Origin of the sequence: Piscinibacter gummiphilus, assembly GCF_002116905.1 — a bacterium.
Classification (GTDB): Bacteria; Pseudomonadota; Gammaproteobacteria; order Burkholderiales; family Burkholderiaceae_C; genus Rhizobacter; species Rhizobacter gummiphilus.
This window is the reverse complement of sequence record NZ_CP015118.1, coordinates 4640053-4658743: the sequence shown is the minus strand read 5'-3', so window position 1 is coordinate 4658743 and position 18691 is coordinate 4640053. Positions and strand designations below refer to the sequence as shown.

Sequence of the window (18691 nt, the reverse complement as noted above, 5' to 3'; positions counted from 1 at the left end):
GACCTTCCACTGGTGCGTCCACGCCTGCTGCACACAATGCTGCGCGTCCGCAACCTCGATGTCGCGCTGGGCTTCTACGTCGGAAAGCTTGGCATGCGACTGCTGCGGCGCCAGGACTTTCTGGAGGGCCGGTTCACGCTGGCGTTCGTGGGCTATGCGGACGAGAGCGAGTCCACCGTGCTCGAGCTGACTGAGAACTGGGAGGTCCGGGAGTACGAACTGGGAAGCGCCTACGGTCACATCGCCATCGGCGTTCCCGACGTGTTCGACGCCGCAGAAGCGTTGAGGAAAGGCGGCGTTCCCGTCACGCGGGAGCCTGGCCCGTTGAGGGGAAGTCGCGACGAGGTCATCGCCTTTGTGAGCGACCCTGATGGGTATCGGGTAGAACTCATCCAGCGTTGAGGTCGCCTAGCCAGCGGCCGACGACCGATTCGCGCTGCTACTTCGAACGTTTATAGGCCTCGATCAGCGGAAGAATCGCCGACCTCCGGGCCAGGCTCGACGGCGGCCAGAACACGTTTCGATCGTAATACTCGGGCACCGCTGGCGCATCGTTGGACAGTACAACCCATGGCTGCTTGGATGCGATGAAGATGTGGATGTCCGGAGGGAGCAGGTCGGGGTTGTCCAGCGTCCCCACGCGAACGAACTTCACCACGGGCCCGGCACCGGCGTAGTTGCTCCACACGGCGACCTTGCAGTGCGCGCAGCGGGCAATCAGCTGACCGCTGCCGCTGTTCGACGGGGTGTTGACCATCACAGGGGCCTGACCAAGCTGCGTGACGCGGTCGCCCTCGATCATGGCGTTGAGCGCGAACGACGCGCCCGACTCCCGCTGGCACCAACGACAGTGGCAACAGTGGACAAAGAGCGGTGCGCTCTCCAAGCGATACCTGACCGTGCGGCAGTCGCAGCCGCCCTCGGTTGGAAACATTGCGGACCTGTCCATGCAACCCTCTTGAGCGTGGCCGATACTTCCCCGAAGGGCGGCGCGAGGTCGATCCTAGCCGGTCTTCCGCAGGATGGGAGTGCCGTTGCGGCTGCTCGGTTGTGAATATGCCATCAACGCGCAGACACGGAGGAGCAGCCCTGAGTACATCGACAGGTGACGACTTGGTCGGGCGCGCCCCGAACGATTGATGTGCCGGATCGACCCCGCGCTGCATGACGAAGCACTGAAGCAGGAAGGTGTCGAGACCGTCGTCATGAAAGGCCGGCCTTGCCCCGGCCACGTCTTCGTTGCCTCGAACGCAGTGAAGGCCAACGCGAGCCTGGGCCGCTGGATCGACCTTTGCTTAGAGCACAACGCCGCGCTGCCGGCCGGCAAACAGAAGAAGCCCGCCGCGCGTGGCTCGTCGAAGGCAGGCTGGCGCGCCTCACGTCTGGACGGCTGATCGCCCACGGAGCAGCGTACCCTCATGCGCGCTCGGCCATCGCCGACCCGAAGGTCAGCCGGCGCGCCTGCGCCTGCGACCGCTTGGCAGGACCGTGTCCAACCAAGCCAGGGCGTCGTCGATCTGGCGATGCACCACGGCAGGGTTGCGCCGCGCTTGAGCGACAACCGCCGCGCCCTGAAGGCGCGCCAGCAGATGCTCAGCTGCCCGCTCGGCGCGCTGCTTCTGCATCGTTTTCGCGAAGGCCTCGAACAGGTAGGCCTCCAGCTTCAGCAACAGCCCCGCAGCGTTCGTGTGCAGCGCGTCGTCCGTCTTGCCAAGCTCGGTGGCAAGGCCGCCGACTGGGCAACCGTATTGGGCCAACTCGTCAGCGGAGGCACGCACATGGTCGAGCAGGCGACCAATCGTGGCGCGGGCATCCTCACCGGGCTGTGCCGGCGCAACCAGTTCATCCCACAGCGCCTTGGCTCGCGCATCGACAACCGCTTCCAGAAGACTCTGCTTGGTCTTGAAGTAATAGGCCAGGTTGCCCTTCAGCAGGCCTGACGCCTCGGCCACGTCGGCAATGGACGTCGCCGCGAATCCGCGCGTCGCGAAGAGCTGAGAGGCGGCGGCGACAACACGCTCACGGGTGGCGGGGGACTCGTTCATGCCGCAATTCTATCTGGACGCTCGTCCAAAAACCTTGGCGAATTGGACGATCGTCCTTATAGTATTGGACGATTGTCCAAATTTGGGAAATCTGACATGCCACTTCACCAGGGGGACGCCGTTCCCGACTTCGAGACCTCCGACATGTTCGGTCGCGCCATCCGCCTTTCGGACCTGAAGGGGCGCCCGGTCCTGCTCTCGTTCATGCGCTATGCCTCCTGCCCCATGTGCAACCTCAGGGTGCGGGAGCTGGTCCTGGCGCACAAACGTCTGTCCCGCGAGGGGCTGGTCATGCTTGTCGTGTTCCAGTCCAGCGCCGAAAGCATGCGGGAGTACGTCGGTCGACATGACGCGCCGTTCGCGCTGATCCCCGACCCGGACATGACGCTCTACCGCCTCTTCGAGGCAGAGCGAAGCTGGGCTGGCCTCCTTGCGCCGAGCAATGCGGTGCATGCGGTGCGCGCGTTCTGCAAGGGCTTCGCGCCCGGCCGCATCGAAGGCCCGTTCAACAGGCTGCCGGCGGACTTCCTTATCGGCATTGATGGCCGCATCGACCTGGCGTTCTACGCCCGCGCCGCGGGTGATCATGTGCCGCTGGACGAGGTCTCGTCCTGGCTGAAGCGGAATCCGCCGGTCGCGGCCAGCGAGGTGACGACATGACGGGCCCGACGGAGGTCGTCCGCATCCCCATCCTGCCGTTGGGCCTCGTCAATGCACACCTTGTCGTCGGCGCTGCGGGTGCCGTGCTGGTGGACGCAGGCCTGCCCGACACGGAGCGCGCCGTGGAGAAGGTTTTGCGGTTCCGAGGCATGAACTGGAGCGACATCCGGCTGATCGTCATCACGCACGCCCACATCGACCACGCAGGCAATGCAGCGCGGCTGCGTGAGCTGACCGGCGCGCCGGTTTGTGCGCACGAGGGCGACGCGCAGCACTACCGGCAGCGGGAGCGCATGACGTTCTGCGCGACCGGAACCTTCGGACGGCTGTTCTTCCGCACCGGCTTGATCCAGCGCGCGTACACACCGTTCGAGCCCGACCTGCTTCTGAAAGGTGAAGAAGTACTCGACCTGGCACCGTATGGCATTGCGGGCCGGGTGCTGCCGACACCAGGGCACACCTGCGGCTCGCTGAGCGTCGTGCTGCACGATGGCCAGGCGCTCGTCGGCGACCTGGTCTCGTCAGGTGTGCTGCTGGGCGGCATCGTCATGACCGGGACGTCCAAGAGCCCGCCGTTCGAGGACGACCCACACCAGGTGGCCGACGAGCTGGAGCGGCTCTCCAGCGACGGAAGCACGACGTTCTACATGGGACACGGGGGACCACTGCCCAAGGCGGAGGTGCTGCGGCACGTTGGCCGCCTGCGCACGACGTCCCGGCGCCAGGGCCTGAACTAGCGCAGGTCCCGGCCTAGACCCGTTGCGGTGCCACCCACTTCAGCATCGGATCGGCCATGAACGTCTCGTGAGGCGTGTGGGTCAGGTGGTTCGTGTAGTTGCTGATGGTCTTGCAGGCGACGATGGTGATGACCTCCAGCACCTGCGCCCGCGTGAAGCCTACGGCGAGGAAGTGATCCACGGCGTCGTCGCCCGCCCTCCCGCGTTCACGGACGACGGTTTCGGTGAACTGGCGAAGCGCCTCGTAGCGAGGATGTCCCTGGATAGGCGCCCCTTCCCTCAGAGCCGAGATGACGTCCTCGGGCACCTGGGCCGCGCGGCTCAAAAAGGTGTGGCCCGCGGTGCAGTATTCGCACCCGTGCAGGACGTTGACCGCCTGGAAGGCCACCTGCTGCTCTTTTGCGTCGAGCGTGCCCTGGGTGGTGGTGGCGCCGAACAGCGTGTCGTAAGCGCCCAGCGCGATGGGCGACTCGGCCAGCGTGGCGTGCAGGTGCGGGATGAAGCCCCATGCATTGAGGGTCTGCTGGAGCAGCGGCACGCTGGCGGCGGGCGCGGTGTCCAGGGTGTGAACGGTGAACTGGGGCATCGGAATCTCCTGGTGATGGATGGCAAATCAGCGGTAGAGCTTGTGCAGCGCGACGATGTGTTCGTCGCCCAGGCCGGCCTCGCTGGCCGCCTGGAAACGGGCGAGGATGGATTCGGTGAGGGGCAGGCGCTGACCGGCCGCCTGCAAGGCGTAGCCCAGGTCCTTGGCCATCAGCTGCACCGGGAACAACGGCGCGTAGGCACCGGCCAGCATGGCTGCGGCCGCACCCGCTGCCGCGGGGCTGGTCACCGGCATGGCCTTCAAGGCGGCGAGCGCGACGGGTAGCGTCACCTGCTGGTTGCTCAGTGCCGCCAGTTGCTCCGCCAGCACGACCACCTGCGCCGCGAAGAGGCTGTTCACGGCCAGCTTCAGTGCGGTGCCACTGCCGTTGTCGCCGACCGCATGGACCTCGCTGCCCATGTGCCTGAGCAGCGGTGTCACGCTCAGCACGGCTTCTTGCGGGCCGCCGGCCATGAAGATCAACTGCCCTGCATCGGCCTGTGGCCGTGAGCCGGCGACGGGGGCGTCGACCAGGGGAGCGCTCAGCGTCGCCGCAAGTTCCTCGATCCACGCGGGACTCAGGGTGCTGCATTCGATGGCGATGGCGTCATCCGCCATGGCAGCCGCGGCTCCGGTGTCAGCGTCCAACCAGACGCTCCGGCTGGCCTCGTCATCACGGAGCATCGCGAACACGACGCGAGCACCGGCGGCTGCCTCGCGCGGCGACGCCGCCACGCGTCCGCCCTGCGCACGGAACAACTGCAGCGGACCCGGTGAGCGGTTCCAGGCGACCACGTCATGCCCGGCCGCGACGAGCCTGGCCGCCATCCGCGAGCCCATGGCACCAAGCCCCAGGAATGCAATGGGCTGAGTTGAAGTCATATCATCTCCTTGTTGCGAAAACTGCCGAGGTGGCGGATCGTCAGGCACCATCCCTCGCGAAAGAAGGGCATGACCTACCATGGAGAATTGCAACTTCTGCAATAGTGGCGATGGACCTCGACCAACTGCGGACCTTCATCGAGGTCGTGCGCCAGGGCAGCTTCGCGGGTGCGGCCAGGTTCTTGAACCTCGAGCCGAGCAAGGTGACCCGCGCGGTGGCAGCACTGGAGGCTGAGCTTGGCGTGCGCCTGTTGCAGCGCACGACGCGCCAGCTCTCACTCACCGAAGGGGGCGAGAGCTACCTTGCGCAGGTGTCGCCACTGCTGACCGAGCTGGACCTCGCCGCGGAGGAACTCAGGGCTGGCAGCGGCCAGTTGCGCGGCCTGGTGCGTATCACTGCCTCGGTGGCCTTTGGGCAGACGGTGTTGGTTCCACTGCTTCCCGAGCTTCACCGCCGGCATCCCGGTCTGGAGCTGGACCTGATGCTGACCGACGCTGTTGTGGACCTGGTGAGCCAGCGTGTCGACATCGCCTTGCGCCTGGGCCCTGCGGTCAACAGTAGCCTCGTCGGCCAACGGCAGCGTGATGTCCGCTTCCGCGTCGTGGCGAGCCCTGCCTACCTGAAGCGGCATGGCCGGCCACGCCAGCCTGTCGACCTCGCCGATTGCAGCTGTCTCCGCTTCCCGCTGCCGGGCTTTCGGGCCCTTTGGCGCTTCCGCAGTGCATCCGGCGGTCAAGTCGAAGAGGTGCCGATCCAGGGTTGGCTTGTCGCCAGCACCGCGTTGGCGTTGCGTCAGGCCGCGCTGGACGGTCTCGGCCCGGCGTTGCTGGCCGACTGGCTCATCGACAAGGACCTGCTGGCCGGACGGCTCGTCGATCTGTTTCCCGACCTTGAGGCGACGGCGACGGACTTCGACAGCGCCGTGTGGCTGCTCTACGCCGCCCGCGAGAAGCAGCTACCCAAGCGCGTGCAATCGGTTCTCGCACTGCTTCGAGAGCATCTGTCGCGGTGATGCCTGTTGGGGCGGGCCAAGGCCGGGCCGCGCTGACGTGTTGACCATCTAGTCAAGGACGCAGCGCCGCGGGCTTCGATGGTGTGGAGGTCCATGGCGCCAACGGCTACCTCATCGACCAATTTCTTCGGGACGGCACCAACCACCGAACGGACGCCTACGTCGCTTCACCTGCGAGGTGCATGGCACGCGTTTCGGCGGCACGTACATCGCCAACAACGGGTACGACAAGCGACTTGCACAAGCTGCGTTGCTCGAAGGCGGCGCGGACCTGGCCGCCTTCGGCGCGCCGTTCCTCGCGAATCCGGATCTGGTCGAGCGCCTCAGGCGGGACTTGCCCCTGAACGCACCAGACCATGCCACGTTCTACGGCGGAGGGCAGCGCGGTTACGTCGACTACCCTGTCTTCGACAAAGCTACGGCAGGAGCCAACCCGTGAAGCAAGAGGCCGGAGAACTCACGACTCGCGACCACATCATCCAGGCCACAGACCCGTTGTGCTACGAGCGAGGGTCCGAGAAGACATCGTTCGCGGACATCGCCGAGAGCGTCCAGATTTCGCGCGGCAACTTCAGGTGTCGGACAAACCTGAACTGAAGCGGTCATCGCCGCGATCGCCGCTTCCCGCGGGAGACGGCACCGGCAACCGCAAAGTTTCATCTTCAATGAAGCGGCAGTTCGACACCCGGTGAGGCGCTCGCTTGCAAGCCGTTGGGCTACCGGAGGTTCCGGTTTCAGCACGAGTGCGAGCCGACTCTTCCTTCGTTCTTCGCCTCGATCACACGCCGGTCAGGCGCCGGATGCAATTGACGACGGCGGCGCCGGAGTCGGTCTTGCGGTAGAAGGCCGCACATCCGGCGGCTTCGGCGCGTTCGCGCGTTTCCGGGTCTTCGAGGCCGGTCACGAAGATGATCGGGGTGCGCGTGCCCTGCGCGACCAGTTGCCGCGCGAGCTCGATGCCGGAGAGCCCGCCCAGCTGCACGTCGAACACGAGGCAGTCGAACACGGGCTGCTTGGTGTCGGCGAGGAAGTCCTCGGCCGAGAGGTACGCGATGGGCTGCATGCCCGACGCACGCAGCAGCCTGCCGAAGGACCGGCAGAGGCTTTCGTCGTCATCGACGATGGCTACGTAGGTGTGGAGGTTGGAGTTCATCGCGAGCGTCCAACCTCACTTTCGGCGACACCGCGCCTCGCGTCTACTGCCCCTTCGGGAAGGGTGACAGCGATGTGACACCCGCCTCCTGCGCGGCCAGCGTGAGCGCAGGCACCGAGCGCACGCCGATCTTGGTCATGATCTTCGCGCGATGCAGCTTCACGGTGCGCTCGCTGATGTCGAGGTCGCCGCCGATCTGCTTGTTGAGCCGGCCGAGCAGCACCTGCTCGAGCACCTCCAGCTCGCGCGCGGTCAGCGAGTCGAAGCGGTCCTTCAACGCCCGGTGCTTCGCCCGCGCCGCACGGGCCTCGCCATCGCGCGCGAGGGCGCGCCCGACGGCCGCGAGCAGGGCTTCCTTGGGTGCACGCTTCTCGAGGAAGTCTTCCGCGCCGCCGCGCATCGCCCGCACGCTCGACTCGATGTCGGCGTTGCCGGTGAGGAACAGGATCGGGATGGGGTTGGCCGAACCGGCCAGCGCGTTCTGCAGCTGGAGCCCGTCCACGCCGGGCATGCGCAGGTCCGCCACGACGCAGCCCTCGGCGTCCGCCTCGTCGCGGGCGAGGAACTCGGCCGCGCCGGCGAAGGTCTTCACGCAGTAGCCGCTCGCGCGGAGCAGCCGGGAGGTGGCCGACAGAAAGGAGGCGTCGTCGTCGACGACGTGGACGACGGGTCGGGTCTCGTTCATGGGGTACCCCCTGTCATGGCAATGGCCAGCGTGAAGCGGAGGCTCGCACCCCCGCCGGAATCGTTCTCTGCCCACAGGCGTCCGCCATGGGCCTCGATGAGGCTGCGCGCGATCGACAGGCCCATGCCCATCCCGGAGGGCTTGGTGCTGACGAACGAGCCGAAGATGCTCTCCAGCCGGTCGACCGGAATGCCGGTGCCCGAGTCGGTCACGGCGATCTGCACGAAACCGCTGCCGTCGCGCACGGCGGTCACGGCCACGTGGCGCACGGTGCGCTGGGCCTCGTCGATGGCGTCCATCGCGTTCGTGAGCAGATTCAGCAGCACCTGCTGCAGGTGGATGCGGTCGCCCATCACCGCGGGGATGTCGGGGGCGAGGGCCACCTCCACCTTGACGTGGCGTGTCATGGCGTCGTTGCGCACGAGCGCCGCGACGTCGCCCACGAAGTCCTGCACCGACAGCGGCACCATCGTGATCTCGTGCCGCCGCAGCAGCGCGCGCATGCGGTCGATCACTGCACCGGCGCGGCGGTCATCGCTCAGGATGTCGTCGACGATGGCGCGCACCTCCTCGAGGTCGGGGTCGGGGCACTTCAGCAGCAGTTCCGCGGCCTCGGCATTGCGCAGGATCGCGCCCAGCGGCTGGTTGATCTCGTGGGCGAGCGCCGAACCCAGCTGCCCCACGACCGACACGCGGCCGACGTGGGCGAGCTCCTGGCGCAGCCGCATCGTCTCGGCTTCGGCGAGCCGCATGGCGGTGATGTCGGTGCAGGCACCCCGCGTGCGTACGGGGCGCCCCGCGGCATCGAATTCGACCCGGCCCTGCGATGCGAGCCAGCGCACCCGGCCGCCCGGCATCGGCGACCGGAATTCGTGGCGGAAGTGGCTGGGGGCCCGGCCGTCCCCGGCCATCGCCAGGGTCTCGAGCATGGCCGTCTGGTCGTCGGGATGGACGGCGCGTGTCAGGCGGGCGTAGTTCACCACCTCCTCCGGCCCGATGCCCAGCAGCTCGCGCAGCCTGGGGCTGGCCCAGATGCGGTCGCGCGGCAGGTCGCGCACCCACAGCCCCAGGTTGGCAGCTTCCGCGGCCATCGTCATGCGTTCCTCGGACTCGCTCAGCTCGGAGGACAGCCAGGAGGCGCGGGTCACCTCGCAGCTGAGTTCGTAGGTCATCGCGAGCAGCACGGCCAGCGCGAACAGGCCGATGGTGGTGGGCATCTCGACCCCCATGCCGAACACCAGGATGGACTGGGTGACACTCGCCAGCGCGAAGAACAGGATGGTGCCGCCGACCCGCAGCGCGGTGCCGCGGTTGCCGGCGCGCCAGGCGCCGAGGGCTGCATCGATGGCCGCGACGCCCATCAGGATCGTGCTGAGGTTGCCGAGGATCGCCCAGGGGTTGTAGGTGCCCTTGCCGACGGACACGTACTCGCCGAGCAGGCGGAACGTGTGCAACTCGGTCACCGCGCCGAGGTTGAGGCTGGCGCCCGTCGAGAAGTTGAGCGCGAGGGTCACGGTGCGCAGCCCGATGACGGTCCAGCCGATCCACCGGTACCGCGGCTTCAGGGCGACGTGCATGAACCCGATCATGGACACCATGGTGATCCAGACGGGCACGTGCGCGATGCGCAGCGCGCGGCCGTAGCCCTCGGGCGTGCGGGCCATCATCATCGACAGTTCCGAGAGCGCCAGGATGGCGGTGCCGAGCGCCATCGACGTCAGGATCGCGCTGTTCCAGGCGGAGCGCCGCCGCAGCCAGACGGGAAAATGGATGAAGGCGAGGGTCAATGCCACCCCGGCGACCAGTGCCCAGACGATGGTGACGCCGTTCATGCCCCTCTCTCGCCGAGTGAACTCCTGCGCATCGTTCCCCATCCCCTTTCGTGAGGCTCCGGCTATGGCGGGCCCGTGTTTTGGTTTTCGATGCCACCGCGGTTCGCCGCGGACGGAACCGGCGGGGAGGCCCCTCCCTAAGGGGCAATTGCGCGCCGGCATCCGTGTCCCTATTGTGAGCAGAAATACACCGCTTTGACCAGTGATGGGAGTTCACTTGCAGGCCTGCGTCAGCCATCTCCTGCGTTGCCCCCGGGATCGCGGGCGCGCTTTCTTCGGAAGAGGAGTCGCCGCGTGGCTGTCCGTGGTGCCGTTCATGCTGGCCGCGGCCGACGCCGCGAACGCGCAGCGGCTCGTGCGCGGTTTCGATCCCCAGAAGCTCGCGAACGGCATCGTCGGGGTCATGTCGTACACCGTCGCACCCGACGTGACCACCAGCTCCCTGTCCCTGTCCAGCAGCGACTCGTCGAGCAACCACCTGAGCATGACCCAGTTCGGCGGGGGTTTCACCTGGAGCAAGGACACCCCGCTCTACCTGGAAGGCAACGCGGCCTACGCGCGCTACGACCCGTTGTTCATCGCGAGCGACGGGTCCGAGGAGCGCGCGGTGCCCACGCGCTGGAACTCGTTCTCGGCCACGGGCGGCATCGGGTGGGACTTCCCGATGGCGCGGAACTGGGTGCTCCGCCCGATCTTCAACTTCACGCTGGGCCGGGTGGCGAGCGACCTGAAGGTGGCGAAGTTCTGGCTCGAGAACAACACCGACGCCAACCTCGAGTTCCTCGATGGCGGCAAGCTCGAGGCCTACGGGCTCGGCGGCGCCCTGATGCTCGACTACGAGCGGTTCGGCCTCGACGCGGACGACGACATCGAGATCCGCTACACCAACGTCGAGCTGCGCAGCCATGGCAGCACGAGCGAGGGGGTCGTGGGCCGGGCGAAGGCGGAGAGCCTGAGCATCTGGGCACGGCGCCGTGTCCCGACAGGGTGGGGCCTCTGGATGGACCGGCCGGTCCGCTACGTGTTCGAGGCTGCGTCCACCCACTTCTTCGGCGCCGAGAACGAGACCGGTCTGTCGCAGATGAATTCCGTGGGGTTCGGCCTGGAGGCCGACTCCAGCGCGAAGGATTGGTGGGTGACCCGCTGGCGCGCCGTGGCCCGCTACAAGTTCGGGCCCGGCGTGAGCGGCTGGTCGCTCGGGATGGCCGTCAGTTTCTGATCTGTTTCGAACCACTCCTTGTCCCATGTCCATGTCCTGTCCTGATCGAATCCACACGATGAACTTCGCCACCGATGCCGTTCCTCCGTCCCCGAACGTCAGCGCCCCATGGCGCCTCGCGATCGCGGCGCTGGTCGTGGGGCTGGCCGGCTGCTCGTCGTTCCAGCGCCTGCAGGACGAGGTCGACGAACTCGACTCGCGGGCGATCATCGCGGGCAAGGTGGTGGAGGGCACCCAGGGCAACGGCCCGGTGTACGCCGTGGTCTATCACCACGAGGCGGACGGCCGCCTCGCGATCGAGTCGGCCGCCGAGGTGACGGGCGGCGACCGGCAGTTCGTGCTGACGGTGCCGAACCGCGAGGATCACCGCCTCGCCGTGTTCCAGGACAGCGACGGCGACCAGGCCTACACCGAGGGCGAGCCGGTGTGGCTCTACAACGGAGGGCAGCCCATCGTTTTCGGTCCGCGCCGCCGCACCGAAGTGATCCCGGTGCGGCTGGCCGCCTCGAGCCCGGCGCTCACGCCCCAGTTCCTGGCCGCCATCAAGGAAGCCCGGGCCCGCCGCGACGTGCCCCTCGGCGCCGACCAAGTGACGTTGCGCGTCGGCCAGATCGCCTCGTTCGACGACGCCCGCTTCACCCCGCAGATGGGCCAGAAGGGCCTGTGGGAGCCCTTCACCTCGCTGAGCGACCCCGGCATCGGCGTCTACTTCGTCGAGCCGTACGACCCGAAGCGCATCCCGGTGCTGTTCGTGCACGGCGCCGGCGGCACGCCGCGCGACTGGGCCGCCGTGGCCGGGGCCATCGACGCGCGCCGCTTCCAGGTCTGGATGTACGCCTACCCTTCGGGCCTGCGCCTCGATGCGTGCGCCGGCGCGCTGTCCACCCTCGTGGGCCAGTTGCGCGCCAAGTACGGCTTCACCGAGATGCACGTCTTCGCGCACAGCATGGGCGGGCTCGTCGCCCGCCGCTACCTCGAGCTGGAGAGCACCGGCCTGCGCGCTCCGCTGCACGGCAAGTTCATCACCGTCGCCACCCCGTGGCAGGGCCACGAGGCCGCCGACCTGGGCGTGGCCCACGCCCCGGCCGTGGTGCCGTCGTGGATCGACATGCAGGTCGGCAGCGACTACACCAGCGCCCTCTTCAAGACCCCGCTGCCGGCCTCGATGCCCTCGTTCCTCGCCTTCGCCTACAGCGGCAAGCGCTCGATGTTCCTGCCGTCGTCGAACGATGGTTCCGTGAGCCTCGAGAGCCAGCTGCGGTGGGACGCGCAGCGGGCCGCGGTGGAGGTGCGTGGGTTCAATGCAGGGCACGTTTCGGTGCTGTCGTCGCCCGAGTTGAAGGCGTGGATCGACGGGATCCTGACGCACTGAGTTCAGGGCACCGCGGCAACATCACGCGACGACGCGCTGCGACCGCGGTGGATCCCGGCGTCCGCCGGGATGACGAGTCCTCGCTATGCTGCTCACCTGTTGCCCGCGCCGGAGAGCGCGGTCCGCCAGGGAGAACCAGGAACCATGCACCAGATCGACACCTACCAGGACAACCCCCACCGCCAGCAAGTCATCGCCCTCTGGACCGACGTCTTCGGCCGAAGCACCGGCCACAACGACCCGGCCCTGAGCATCGACAAGAAGCTGGCCGTGGACGACGGCCTCTTCTTCGTCGCGCTGGTCGATGGCCGTGTCGTCGGTACCACGCTCGGGGGCTACGACGGGCACCGGGGCTGGCTCTACTCGGTGGCGGTGGCGCGCGCGTTCCGCTCGAGCGGCATCGGCGCCGCGCTGGTCCGCCGCGCCGAGCAGGCGCTGGCGCAGCGGGGGTGCACGAAGATCAACCTGCAGATCGTCGGCAGCAATGCCGGGGTCGCCGACTTCTACCAGTCGCTCGGGTACGAGGTCGAGGACCGCATCAGCATGGGGCGGAAGGTCGCCGGGAACATCCCGGCGACGGACTGAGTCGACTTCAGCGCACCGGATCGCCCGGGCTGGACAACGGTCCGGCATGCGCCGTCGTGACACCCGCGGGCTCCACGCGGTACGCGCCGGCCTGTTGCGCCTGGTCCATCGTCAGCTGGCGCTGGAGCAGGGCCGTCAGGACGGCTTCCCCGGTGAGGATGACGGTGTCACCCGGCTGGGGGCCGTCGACGTGGATCTGCATCTCGAGCGTGTCGCCCGACCCCTGCCAGCGGGCCCACAGGTGGTACTCGACGATCAGCAAGGCCGTCGGGTCCTGCGGACCTTCCGTCTGCAGGCGGGCCTTGAGGGCGCGCAGCGTCTGCGACGCCCGCTGGTAGACGAGACCGGGCGCGGCGGTGGGCAGCTCGGCGACGCGGCGCTCGTCGATGAGCTGCCGCACGCCGAGCGCCACGTCGATCGACCCCGGGTGGACCGCCGAGAGGGTCTTCGAGTCGATCACGTTGCCGTCCAGCCCGCAGGCCGCCGCGGCGGCCGGCAGCCCGAGGGCGAACAGCATCAGGCCATGGGCGAGCGGCGTCTTCATGGCGTGACGATGTTGAACCAGAAGTCGAACGTGTCGAGCAGGCCCATGAAGTCGCTGAACGCCTGGCGGTTGCCTTCCACCTTGAGGGCGCCGGACGAGATCGCCTGTTCGAGCGTGGTCTCCTTGAGCTGGATCGAGTCGAGCGTGGCTTTGCTCATCGTGAGCCGTGCATCGGACTGCGGCAGCACGCCGGACGAGTAGTTCAGCACACCGTTCTCGACGACGAGCCCGTACTGCTTCTTGAGATCGGTGAAGTCGACGTTCAGCGCGATCTTCTTGCCGGCCGCCTTCGGCCCGTTGAGGCGCACGCCGAAGTAGTCGAAGAGCATTTCAGGCGGCATCGCCCGGATGGTGTCGGGGCTGGCCACGTTGGTGCCGCCGGCCTTCGGCGTGCCGTTGCGCAGTTCGAATGCGCCTTGCAGGTAGACCGAGCGCCACGGGCCCGATTCGGCCTGGTAGCCCATCTGTTCGAGCGCGTCGGCCAGCAGTTCCTTGCCGTCCCGGCTGGACGGGTTGGCGAAGACCACGTGTTTCATGGCTTCGGCCACCCAGCGGTACTCGCCGTTGTCGAAGTCGGCGCGGGCCTTGCTGATCGCCGCGGCTTCGCCGCCCATGTACTGCACGTACTTCTTCGCGGCATCGGACGGCGGCAGGTTGTTCAGGCTGACGGGATTGCCGTCGTACCAGCCCATGTAGCGCTGGTAGATGGCCCGCGAGTTGTGGCGCAGCGAACCGTAGTAGCCGCGGTTGGGCCAGAACTGATCGAGCTCGGGCGGCAGCTTGATCATCTCGGAGATCTCGGTGCCGGTGTAGCCCTTGTTCATCAGGTTGACGGACTGGTCGTGCGTGTACTTGTAGAGGTCACGCTGCTTCTTCCAGTAGTCGAGGATCTTCGCGTTGCCCCACTGTGGCCAGTGGTGGGCCTGGAACTTCACCTCGGTGTCCTTGCCGTAGAGGCGGATGGTCTCGTCGAGGTAGGAGGACCACTTCAACGCGTCGCGCACCTGCGCCCCCCGAAGCGTGAGGATGTTGTGCATCGTGTTGGTGGTGTTCTCCGCCATCCACATGGCCTTCTTGTCGGGGAAGAACGTGTTCATCTCCGCGGGGGCCTCGGTGCCCGGGGTCATCTGGAACACCATCTTCACGCCGTCGACGGTGTGGGTCTCGCCGGTCTTCTTGACGACGTCGGTGGGCAGCATCAGCGTGGCGGTGCCCGTGGAGACGGTCTGCCCCAGGCCGCCGTTGACACCACCCTGGGCGTTGCGGGGCAGCAGGGCGCCGTACATGTAGACCGCGCGCCGGCCCATCGCGTTGCCCGCGATGACGTTCTCGCTGATCGCGTGTTCGGTGAAGTGCTCCGGCGCGAAGATGCGGGTGCGCTTGGACTGCACGTCCTCGTCGCTGATGATGCCCCGCACGCCGCCGTAGTGGTCGATGTGCGAGTGGCTGTAGACCACGGCCTTGATGGGCTTCTTGCCGAGCTTCTCGGTGACCAGGTCGAACGCCGCCTTGGCCGTCTCGGCGGAGATCAGCGGGTCGAACACGATCCAGCCGGTCTGTCCCTGGACGAACGTGATGTTGGAGAGGTCGTACCCACGGACCTGGTAGATGCCGTCGGTCACCTTGTAGAGGCCGTACTGCATCACGAGCTGGGTGTTGCGCCACAGGCTCGGGTTGACGGTGTCGGGCGCGGGCTTGTCGAGGCCGATGTAGGTCTTGTACTGCTCCAGGTCCCACACCACGTTGCCCTTCGCGTCCTTGATCGTGAGCGTGTCCGGGCGGGCGACGAGGCCTCGCTGCGCGTCGTCGAAGTCCGCCTTGTCCGAGAAGGGCAGGCTGCTCTGCACCGCGGCGTTCGCGGCGCGGGTGGCCGCGGTGGCCCCCTTCGGTCCGGTCGGGGTGCCGGACGCCGCGTCGGGTTTGGCGGCCGCAGCCGGCGGGCTCGACGGCGACTGGGCACACGCCGCCATGCCCAGGACCACTGCGGCCAGACTGAGGCGGCTTGAAAGAATCATCATGGCTTCACCTTGTGGTTGGATGCCGCCTTGTGGCGGCGTGGGTCACGTGCAACGAGTTTGGTCAGGCCGGGACGCTGCGGCAACTAGCCTTTGGTTCAGTCCTCGGCGCCTCGAGCCTTGATGCGGAGCGCGGCCTCGACCGCTTCGAACAGCGTGTCGGACGGGAACGGCTTGCGCAGGAGACCGACGGTGGTGGCCGGATCCGTGCGGCCGTCGATGCTGACCTCGTCGCTCGCCGTGATGAAGATGACGGGCAGGTGGAGCTGGCGTCCGCTCAGCTGCTGCGCCACGTCCAGTCCGGACAGGCCCGGCATGTGCATGTCGAGGATCACGCAGTCCGGCCGGCGGTGCGCGAGGGCGGCGAGGAACTCCTGGCCGGTCGCGAAGGCCTCCGCGTGGTAGCCGGCCAGCCGGAGCGCGCGCTGAAGCATCGCCCGCACGGCGGGTTCGTCGTCGACGACGGCAATGATGGGGTGCGGGATGGCCACCCGATGCAAGTTATCGGCGATGCGGGCTCCTGCCTACTGGCTTTTGGTTCAATGCCGTCCGGTTCCCGGATCCTCCGGGGACGAAACCGCCGATTCCACGCCCAGGCCGAGCCGGGCCGCCATGAGCATCAGCTCGGCCACGGTCCGGGCCTGCATGTGTTCCATCAGTCGGGCACGATGGAACTTGACCGTCTGCTCGACCAGGTTCAGCTCCGCGGCGATCTGCTTGTTCAACCGGCCGCGCACGACCGCGTCCAGCACTTCGCGCTCCCGCTCCGTCAGGCGGTGGAAGCGCTCCTTCAACGCCTCGGCCTCGGAACGGGCACACCGTTCCGCATCGAACCGGTCGATGGCCATGCGGACGGTGGTGACCAGCGCATGGGCGTCCACCGGTTTCGTCAGGAAGTCGACCGCCCCGTTCTTCATCGCCCGCGCGCACATGGGCACGTCCGCGTGGCCGCTGACGAAGACGATCGGGAGCCGGGCTCCGGCGCCGGCGAGCTGCTCCTGCAACTGCAGGCCGTCGACGTCCGGCATGGACACGTCGAGCACGATGCACGACCCGTCTCCCGCGTCGGCGCGGTCGATGAACTGGGTCGCGGATTCGAAGGCCATGACGTCGAATCCATCCTCGCGGAGCACTCGGGAGAGGGCGCGGCGCACGCCCGCGTCGTCATCCACCAGGTACACGGTATGCATGAGACGGCTCCCGGTTGGCGGTGGTCGTGGTCACGGGCAGGGAGAAGCAGAAGCTGGCCCCGCCCGAACGGTTGTTCCGTCCCAGGAGCGAGCCCCGATGGGCCGCCACGATGGACTGGCAGATGGCGAGCCCGATGCCGAGGCCCGTCGGCTTGGTGGTCCAGAACGGCTCGAAGACGCGGGCCAGGTTGTCGGGGGCGATGCCCGGCCCCTGGTCCGTCACGCACACTTCCACGAGGTTCTCCCCCATCGAACTCCGGACCTCGAGGTGTCGTTGATCGACGGGGACGTCGACCATCGCGTCGGCCGCGTTGAGCACCAGGTTCAGGATCACCTGCTGCAGCTGGGTGCGGCTGCCCTGCACGGACGGCGAGGGCTGCTCGAGCTTGAGTGCGGGTGTCACCTGGCGCAGCAGGAGCTCCGCCCGGATCAGTCCGAGCGTCTCCTCGATGAGGGCGTTCAAGTCGACCGGGGCCACGTCGGTCTCGCCCTTGCGATAGAGGGCCGCGAGACGCCGGATCACATCGGCCGCCCGATGGTCATCGCTGATGATGTCCGCGAGGATCTCCTTCATCTCCTGGGCGGGGACGTTGGCACGCTGCATCATCGCGAGCGCCGTCTCGGCATTGCCGAGGATGGCGGCCAGCGGCTGGTTCAGCTGGTGGGCGATGGCCGCGGACAGTTGTCCCAGCGTGGCCGTCCGGGAGATGTGGATCAGGGCCGACCGGTCCGATGCGGCCTGCAGTTCGGCGGCCTTGCGCGCGGTGATGTCCATGGTGACACCGACGATGAGCCCCTGCGTTCCGCAGCGCGTCCGGCCGCGCAATGCGGTCCAGCCGACCGAGCCGGATTCGTCGACGGAGCGGTACTCGACCTCGAACGCAGCGTCGTTCGTGGCGGCGTTGCGCAAGATGCCGCCGAGCCGCTCCCTGTCCGCGGGGTGGGCGCTGCGGAGCGCCTCCGGCAGGAATTCGGGCGCCACCTCGGGATCGGGCTTCCATTCGAAGATGGCGAGTTGGGCCGCTTCGGCCGCGAGCGCGGTGCGTGTCTCGCTGGCCCGCAGGTCCGCGGCGATGCGCTGCCGTTGCCGCCGTTCGATCAGCAGCGCGACGATGAGTGCCGCCTGCAGGCCGATCAGGACCGCGATGGCCAGGACCTGCCGGCGGTACAGATCCCAGAAGGTCGCGCGCCGGAAGTGGATGACGGCGTCGGCCGGGACCAGGGACTCGTCCACGTGCCATCGAAGAACCTGTTGCCAGTCGAGCTGCACCGGCGCGGGCAGCCGTGCCGGGGTGCCGACCGCTGCGGCGGGGGTTCCGGCGAGGAGCTGGTCGAGCGCCGCCCGTGCCGTTCGACCCACGTCCACGAAGGACGTCATGCGCCCGCCGACGACGCCGGCGCCCAGCTGTGTCGGAAAGATCGAGTAGACCGGTGCCGCGGACGCCTCCGCCACCTGCCGCGCGGCATCGAGCGGGATGAAGTTGTTGCCCGTGCCGTCTCGGTAGAAGCCGGGCGAGAAGACCACGGTCCTCTCGTCGAGGGTGCGCAGGCGCCGCGTGAGTTCCGGCATCGGCAGGCCCGACCAGTACTCGATGGCCAAGCCGGGGCCCGACCTGGCGGCGGCGGCCCGGGCTTCCACTTCCCGGGTCTTGTCCCAGCCGCTCGCACCGGTCACCACGACCAGGCGTTCCGCCTGCGGGTGGAGCTGCCGGGCCAGTTCGAAGGTGCCTCCGACGTCATGCTCCAGCGGCGTTCCGATGAACCCGGGCGGGATGGCATGGCGGTTCACGACGTCCCGGGCGACACCGCCGTACACCACCGGGACGTCCGGGAAGGTGGCTTGCCGATGCCGCAGCAGGAACTCGAGGGCGCCCTGGCCCAGCGCCACGATCACCTTGACCTGGAGGTCCGCGTACTTCTCCTGCAGGTACCGCGCGGTCCTGGCTTCGTACAACTCGCCTTCGAACGAGGGTGCTCCGAGGAATTCGGAGAACAGTTCGACGCCCGGCCTCGTGCCCGCCGGTGCGGCCTCGCGCAGTCCGCGGTCGGCGTCCAGGTTCGCGGGCAGGAGCCGGTGGGACGAGAACAGCACGAGCACGGCGGCCTCGGGCTCCGCGGCCATGGCTCGACCCGGCCCTCCGGGAATCGGAGCGCCCGACCACCCGGCGACGAG

20 protein-coding genes and 1 pseudogene are annotated in these 18691 nt (G+C 67.9%); 9 read left to right on the top strand and 12 right to left on the bottom strand.

Annotated features, from left to right (window positions below; translation table 11 throughout):
* Positions 1-12: 12 nt before the first annotated feature.
* A complete protein-coding gene (gene gloA, locus A4W93_RS21185; protein WP_257790063.1) occupies positions 13-402 on the top strand; it encodes a lactoylglutathione lyase in 390 nt (129 codons plus the stop codon).
* Positions 403-439: 37 nt separating this feature from the next.
* On the opposite strand, the gene A4W93_RS21180 is transcribed toward gloA, so the two are convergent.
* Entirely contained in the window at positions 440-949 is a 510-nt protein-coding gene (locus tag A4W93_RS21180) for a GFA family protein (RefSeq protein ID WP_085752493.1), read from the bottom strand.
* 190 nt (positions 950-1139) lie between these two features.
* On the opposite strand from A4W93_RS21180, the gene A4W93_RS21175 reads away from it, so the two are divergent.
* Entirely contained in the window at positions 1140-1394 is a 255-nt protein-coding gene (locus tag A4W93_RS21175) for a hypothetical protein (RefSeq protein ID WP_085752492.1), read from the top strand.
* A 54-nt stretch (positions 1395-1448) separates the two neighbouring features.
* Here A4W93_RS21175 and A4W93_RS21170 read toward each other — a convergent pair whose 3' ends face one another.
* Complete coding sequence (locus A4W93_RS21170) at positions 1449-2045, bottom strand: TetR/AcrR family transcriptional regulator (RefSeq protein WP_085752491.1); 597 nt, start codon at positions 2043-2045, stop codon at positions 1449-1451.
* A gap of 96 nt (positions 2046-2141) precedes the next feature.
* On the opposite strand from A4W93_RS21170, the gene A4W93_RS21165 reads away from it, so the two are divergent.
* Both A4W93_RS21165 and A4W93_RS21160 read left to right on the top strand, forming a co-directional pair.
* The gene (locus tag A4W93_RS21165) at positions 2142-2705 is read left to right on the top strand and encodes a redoxin domain-containing protein (protein ID WP_085752490.1); all 564 of its coding nucleotides are present in this window, start codon (positions 2142-2144) and stop codon (positions 2703-2705) included.
* Positions 2702-3442, top strand: a complete 741-nt coding sequence (locus A4W93_RS21160) for an MBL fold metallo-hydrolase (RefSeq protein WP_085752489.1) — start codon at positions 2702-2704, stop codon at positions 3440-3442. Before A4W93_RS21165 ends, A4W93_RS21160 begins: the two co-directional genes overlap by 4 nt.
* 13 nt (positions 3443-3455) lie before the next feature.
* Here the strand turns inward: A4W93_RS21160 and A4W93_RS21155 are convergent, their stop codons facing one another.
* Both A4W93_RS21155 and A4W93_RS21150 read right to left on the bottom strand, forming a co-directional pair.
* The gene (locus A4W93_RS21155; RefSeq protein WP_085752488.1) at positions 3456-4028 is read right to left on the bottom strand and encodes a carboxymuconolactone decarboxylase family protein; all 573 of its coding nucleotides are present in this window, start codon (positions 4026-4028) and stop codon (positions 3456-3458) included.
* A gap of 27 nt (positions 4029-4055) precedes the next feature.
* The gene (locus A4W93_RS21150) at positions 4056-4910 is read right to left on the bottom strand and encodes an NAD(P)-dependent oxidoreductase (protein WP_085752487.1); all 855 of its coding nucleotides are present in this window, start codon (positions 4908-4910) and stop codon (positions 4056-4058) included.
* Between the two features lie 110 nt (positions 4911-5020).
* Between A4W93_RS21150 and A4W93_RS21145 the strand changes: the two genes are divergently transcribed.
* Positions 5021-5923, top strand: a complete 903-nt coding sequence (locus A4W93_RS21145; RefSeq protein ID WP_085752486.1) for a LysR family transcriptional regulator — start codon at positions 5021-5023, stop codon at positions 5921-5923.
* A 68-nt stretch (positions 5924-5991) separates the two neighbouring features.
* Positions 5992-6362, top strand: a pseudogene (locus tag A4W93_RS21140) (oxidoreductase); the annotation flags it as partial.
* 339 nt (positions 6363-6701) lie between these two features.
* Here the strand turns inward: A4W93_RS21140 and A4W93_RS21135 are convergent.
* The 3 genes from A4W93_RS21135 to A4W93_RS21125 are packed head-to-tail and all read right to left on the bottom strand — an operon-like array spanning position 6702 to position 9593.
* A complete protein-coding gene (locus A4W93_RS21135; protein ID WP_085752485.1) occupies positions 6702-7076 on the bottom strand; it encodes a response regulator transcription factor in 375 nt (124 codons plus the stop codon).
* A 43-nt stretch (positions 7077-7119) separates the two neighbouring features.
* A complete protein-coding gene (locus A4W93_RS21130) occupies positions 7120-7761 on the bottom strand; it encodes a response regulator transcription factor (RefSeq protein WP_085752484.1) in 642 nt (213 codons plus the stop codon).
* Positions 7758-9593, bottom strand: coding sequence for a sensor histidine kinase (locus tag A4W93_RS21125; RefSeq protein ID WP_169726574.1), 1836 nt, complete (start codon positions 9591-9593; stop codon positions 7758-7760). Before A4W93_RS21125 ends, A4W93_RS21130 begins: the two co-directional genes overlap by 4 nt.
* 316 nt (positions 9594-9909) lie before the next feature.
* Between A4W93_RS21125 and A4W93_RS21120 the strand changes: the two genes are divergently transcribed.
* The 3 genes from A4W93_RS21120 (at position 9910) to A4W93_RS21110 (ending at position 12769) form a co-directional block, all read left to right on the top strand.
* Entirely contained in the window at positions 9910-10812 is a 903-nt protein-coding gene (locus A4W93_RS21120) for an autotransporter domain-containing protein (RefSeq protein ID WP_085754269.1), read from the top strand.
* Positions 10813-10870: 58 nt separating this feature from the next.
* On the top strand, positions 10871-12184 hold the full coding sequence (locus tag A4W93_RS21115) for an esterase/lipase family protein (RefSeq protein ID WP_085752482.1): 1314 nt from the start codon (positions 10871-10873) through the stop codon (positions 12182-12184).
* A 144-nt stretch (positions 12185-12328) separates the two neighbouring features.
* Positions 12329-12769, top strand: coding sequence for a GNAT family acetyltransferase (locus A4W93_RS21110; RefSeq protein ID WP_085752481.1), 441 nt, complete (start codon positions 12329-12331; stop codon positions 12767-12769).
* Positions 12770-12776: 7 nt separating this feature from the next.
* Here A4W93_RS21110 and A4W93_RS21105 read toward each other — a convergent pair whose 3' ends face one another.
* The 5 genes from A4W93_RS21105 to A4W93_RS21085 form a co-directional block, all read right to left on the bottom strand.
* Positions 12777-13313: a hypothetical protein gene (locus A4W93_RS21105; protein WP_085752480.1), complete on the bottom strand. Its 537-nt coding sequence runs from the start codon at positions 13311-13313 to the stop codon at positions 12777-12779.
* The gene (locus A4W93_RS21100) at positions 13310-15331 is read right to left on the bottom strand and encodes an alkyl/aryl-sulfatase (protein WP_237357592.1); all 2022 of its coding nucleotides are present in this window, start codon (positions 15329-15331) and stop codon (positions 13310-13312) included. The genes A4W93_RS21105 and A4W93_RS21100 overlap by 4 nt, the downstream gene beginning before the upstream one ends.
* A 95-nt stretch (positions 15332-15426) precedes the next feature.
* The gene (locus A4W93_RS21095) at positions 15427-15819 is read right to left on the bottom strand and encodes a response regulator transcription factor (protein WP_237357591.1); all 393 of its coding nucleotides are present in this window, start codon (positions 15817-15819) and stop codon (positions 15427-15429) included.
* Positions 15820-15867: 48 nt separating this feature from the next.
* Complete coding sequence (locus tag A4W93_RS21090; RefSeq protein WP_218919156.1) at positions 15868-16500, bottom strand: response regulator transcription factor; 633 nt, start codon at positions 16498-16500, stop codon at positions 15868-15870.
* Positions 16493-18640 carry a sensor histidine kinase gene (locus A4W93_RS21085; protein WP_085752478.1) on the bottom strand — a complete coding sequence of 716 codons (2148 nt, stop codon included), beginning with the start codon at positions 18638-18640 and terminating at the stop codon, positions 16493-16495. The genes A4W93_RS21090 and A4W93_RS21085 overlap by 8 nt, the downstream gene beginning before the upstream one ends.
* Between the last annotated feature and the right edge of the window lie 51 nt (positions 18641-18691).

Coding starts and splice junctions, on each gene's coding strand:
- A4W93_RS21180 (WP_085752493.1), bottom strand. CDS start 949: ATGGACAGGTCCGCAATGTTTCCAACCGAGGGCGGCTGCGACTGCCGC.
- A4W93_RS21175 (WP_085752492.1), top strand. CDS start 1,140: ATGTGCCGGATCGACCCCGCGCTGCATGACGAAGCACTGAAGCAGGAA.
- A4W93_RS21170 (WP_085752491.1), bottom strand. CDS start 2,045: ATGAACGAGTCCCCCGCCACCCGTGAGCGTGTTGTCGCCGCCGCCTCT.
- A4W93_RS21165 (WP_085752490.1), top strand. CDS start 2,142: ATGCCACTTCACCAGGGGGACGCCGTTCCCGACTTCGAGACCTCCGAC.
- A4W93_RS21160 (WP_085752489.1), top strand. CDS start 2,702: ATGACGGGCCCGACGGAGGTCGTCCGCATCCCCATCCTGCCGTTGGGC.
- A4W93_RS21155 (WP_085752488.1), bottom strand. CDS start 4,028: ATGCCCCAGTTCACCGTTCACACCCTGGACACCGCGCCCGCCGCCAGC.
- A4W93_RS21150 (WP_085752487.1), bottom strand. CDS start 4,910: ATGACTTCAACTCAGCCCATTGCATTCCTGGGGCTTGGTGCCATGGGC.
- A4W93_RS21145 (WP_085752486.1), top strand. CDS start 5,021: ATGGACCTCGACCAACTGCGGACCTTCATCGAGGTCGTGCGCCAGGGC.
- A4W93_RS21135 (WP_085752485.1), bottom strand. CDS start 7,076: ATGAACTCCAACCTCCACACCTACGTAGCCATCGTCGATGACGACGAA.
- A4W93_RS21130 (WP_085752484.1), bottom strand. CDS start 7,761: ATGAACGAGACCCGACCCGTCGTCCACGTCGTCGACGACGACGCCTCC.
- A4W93_RS21125 (WP_169726574.1), bottom strand. CDS start 9,593: ATGAACGGCGTCACCATCGTCTGGGCACTGGTCGCCGGGGTGGCATTG.
- A4W93_RS21120 (WP_085754269.1), top strand. CDS start 9,910: ATGCTGGCCGCGGCCGACGCCGCGAACGCGCAGCGGCTCGTGCGCGGT.
- A4W93_RS21115 (WP_085752482.1), top strand. CDS start 10,871: ATGAACTTCGCCACCGATGCCGTTCCTCCGTCCCCGAACGTCAGCGCC.
- A4W93_RS21110 (WP_085752481.1), top strand. CDS start 12,329: ATGCACCAGATCGACACCTACCAGGACAACCCCCACCGCCAGCAAGTC.
- A4W93_RS21105 (WP_085752480.1), bottom strand. CDS start 13,313: ATGAAGACGCCGCTCGCCCATGGCCTGATGCTGTTCGCCCTCGGGCTG.
- A4W93_RS21100 (WP_237357592.1), bottom strand. CDS start 15,331: ATGATGATTCTTTCAAGCCGCCTCAGTCTGGCCGCAGTGGTCCTGGGC.
- A4W93_RS21085 (WP_085752478.1), bottom strand. CDS start 18,640: ATGGCCGCGGAGCCCGAGGCCGCCGTGCTCGTGCTGTTCTCGTCCCAC.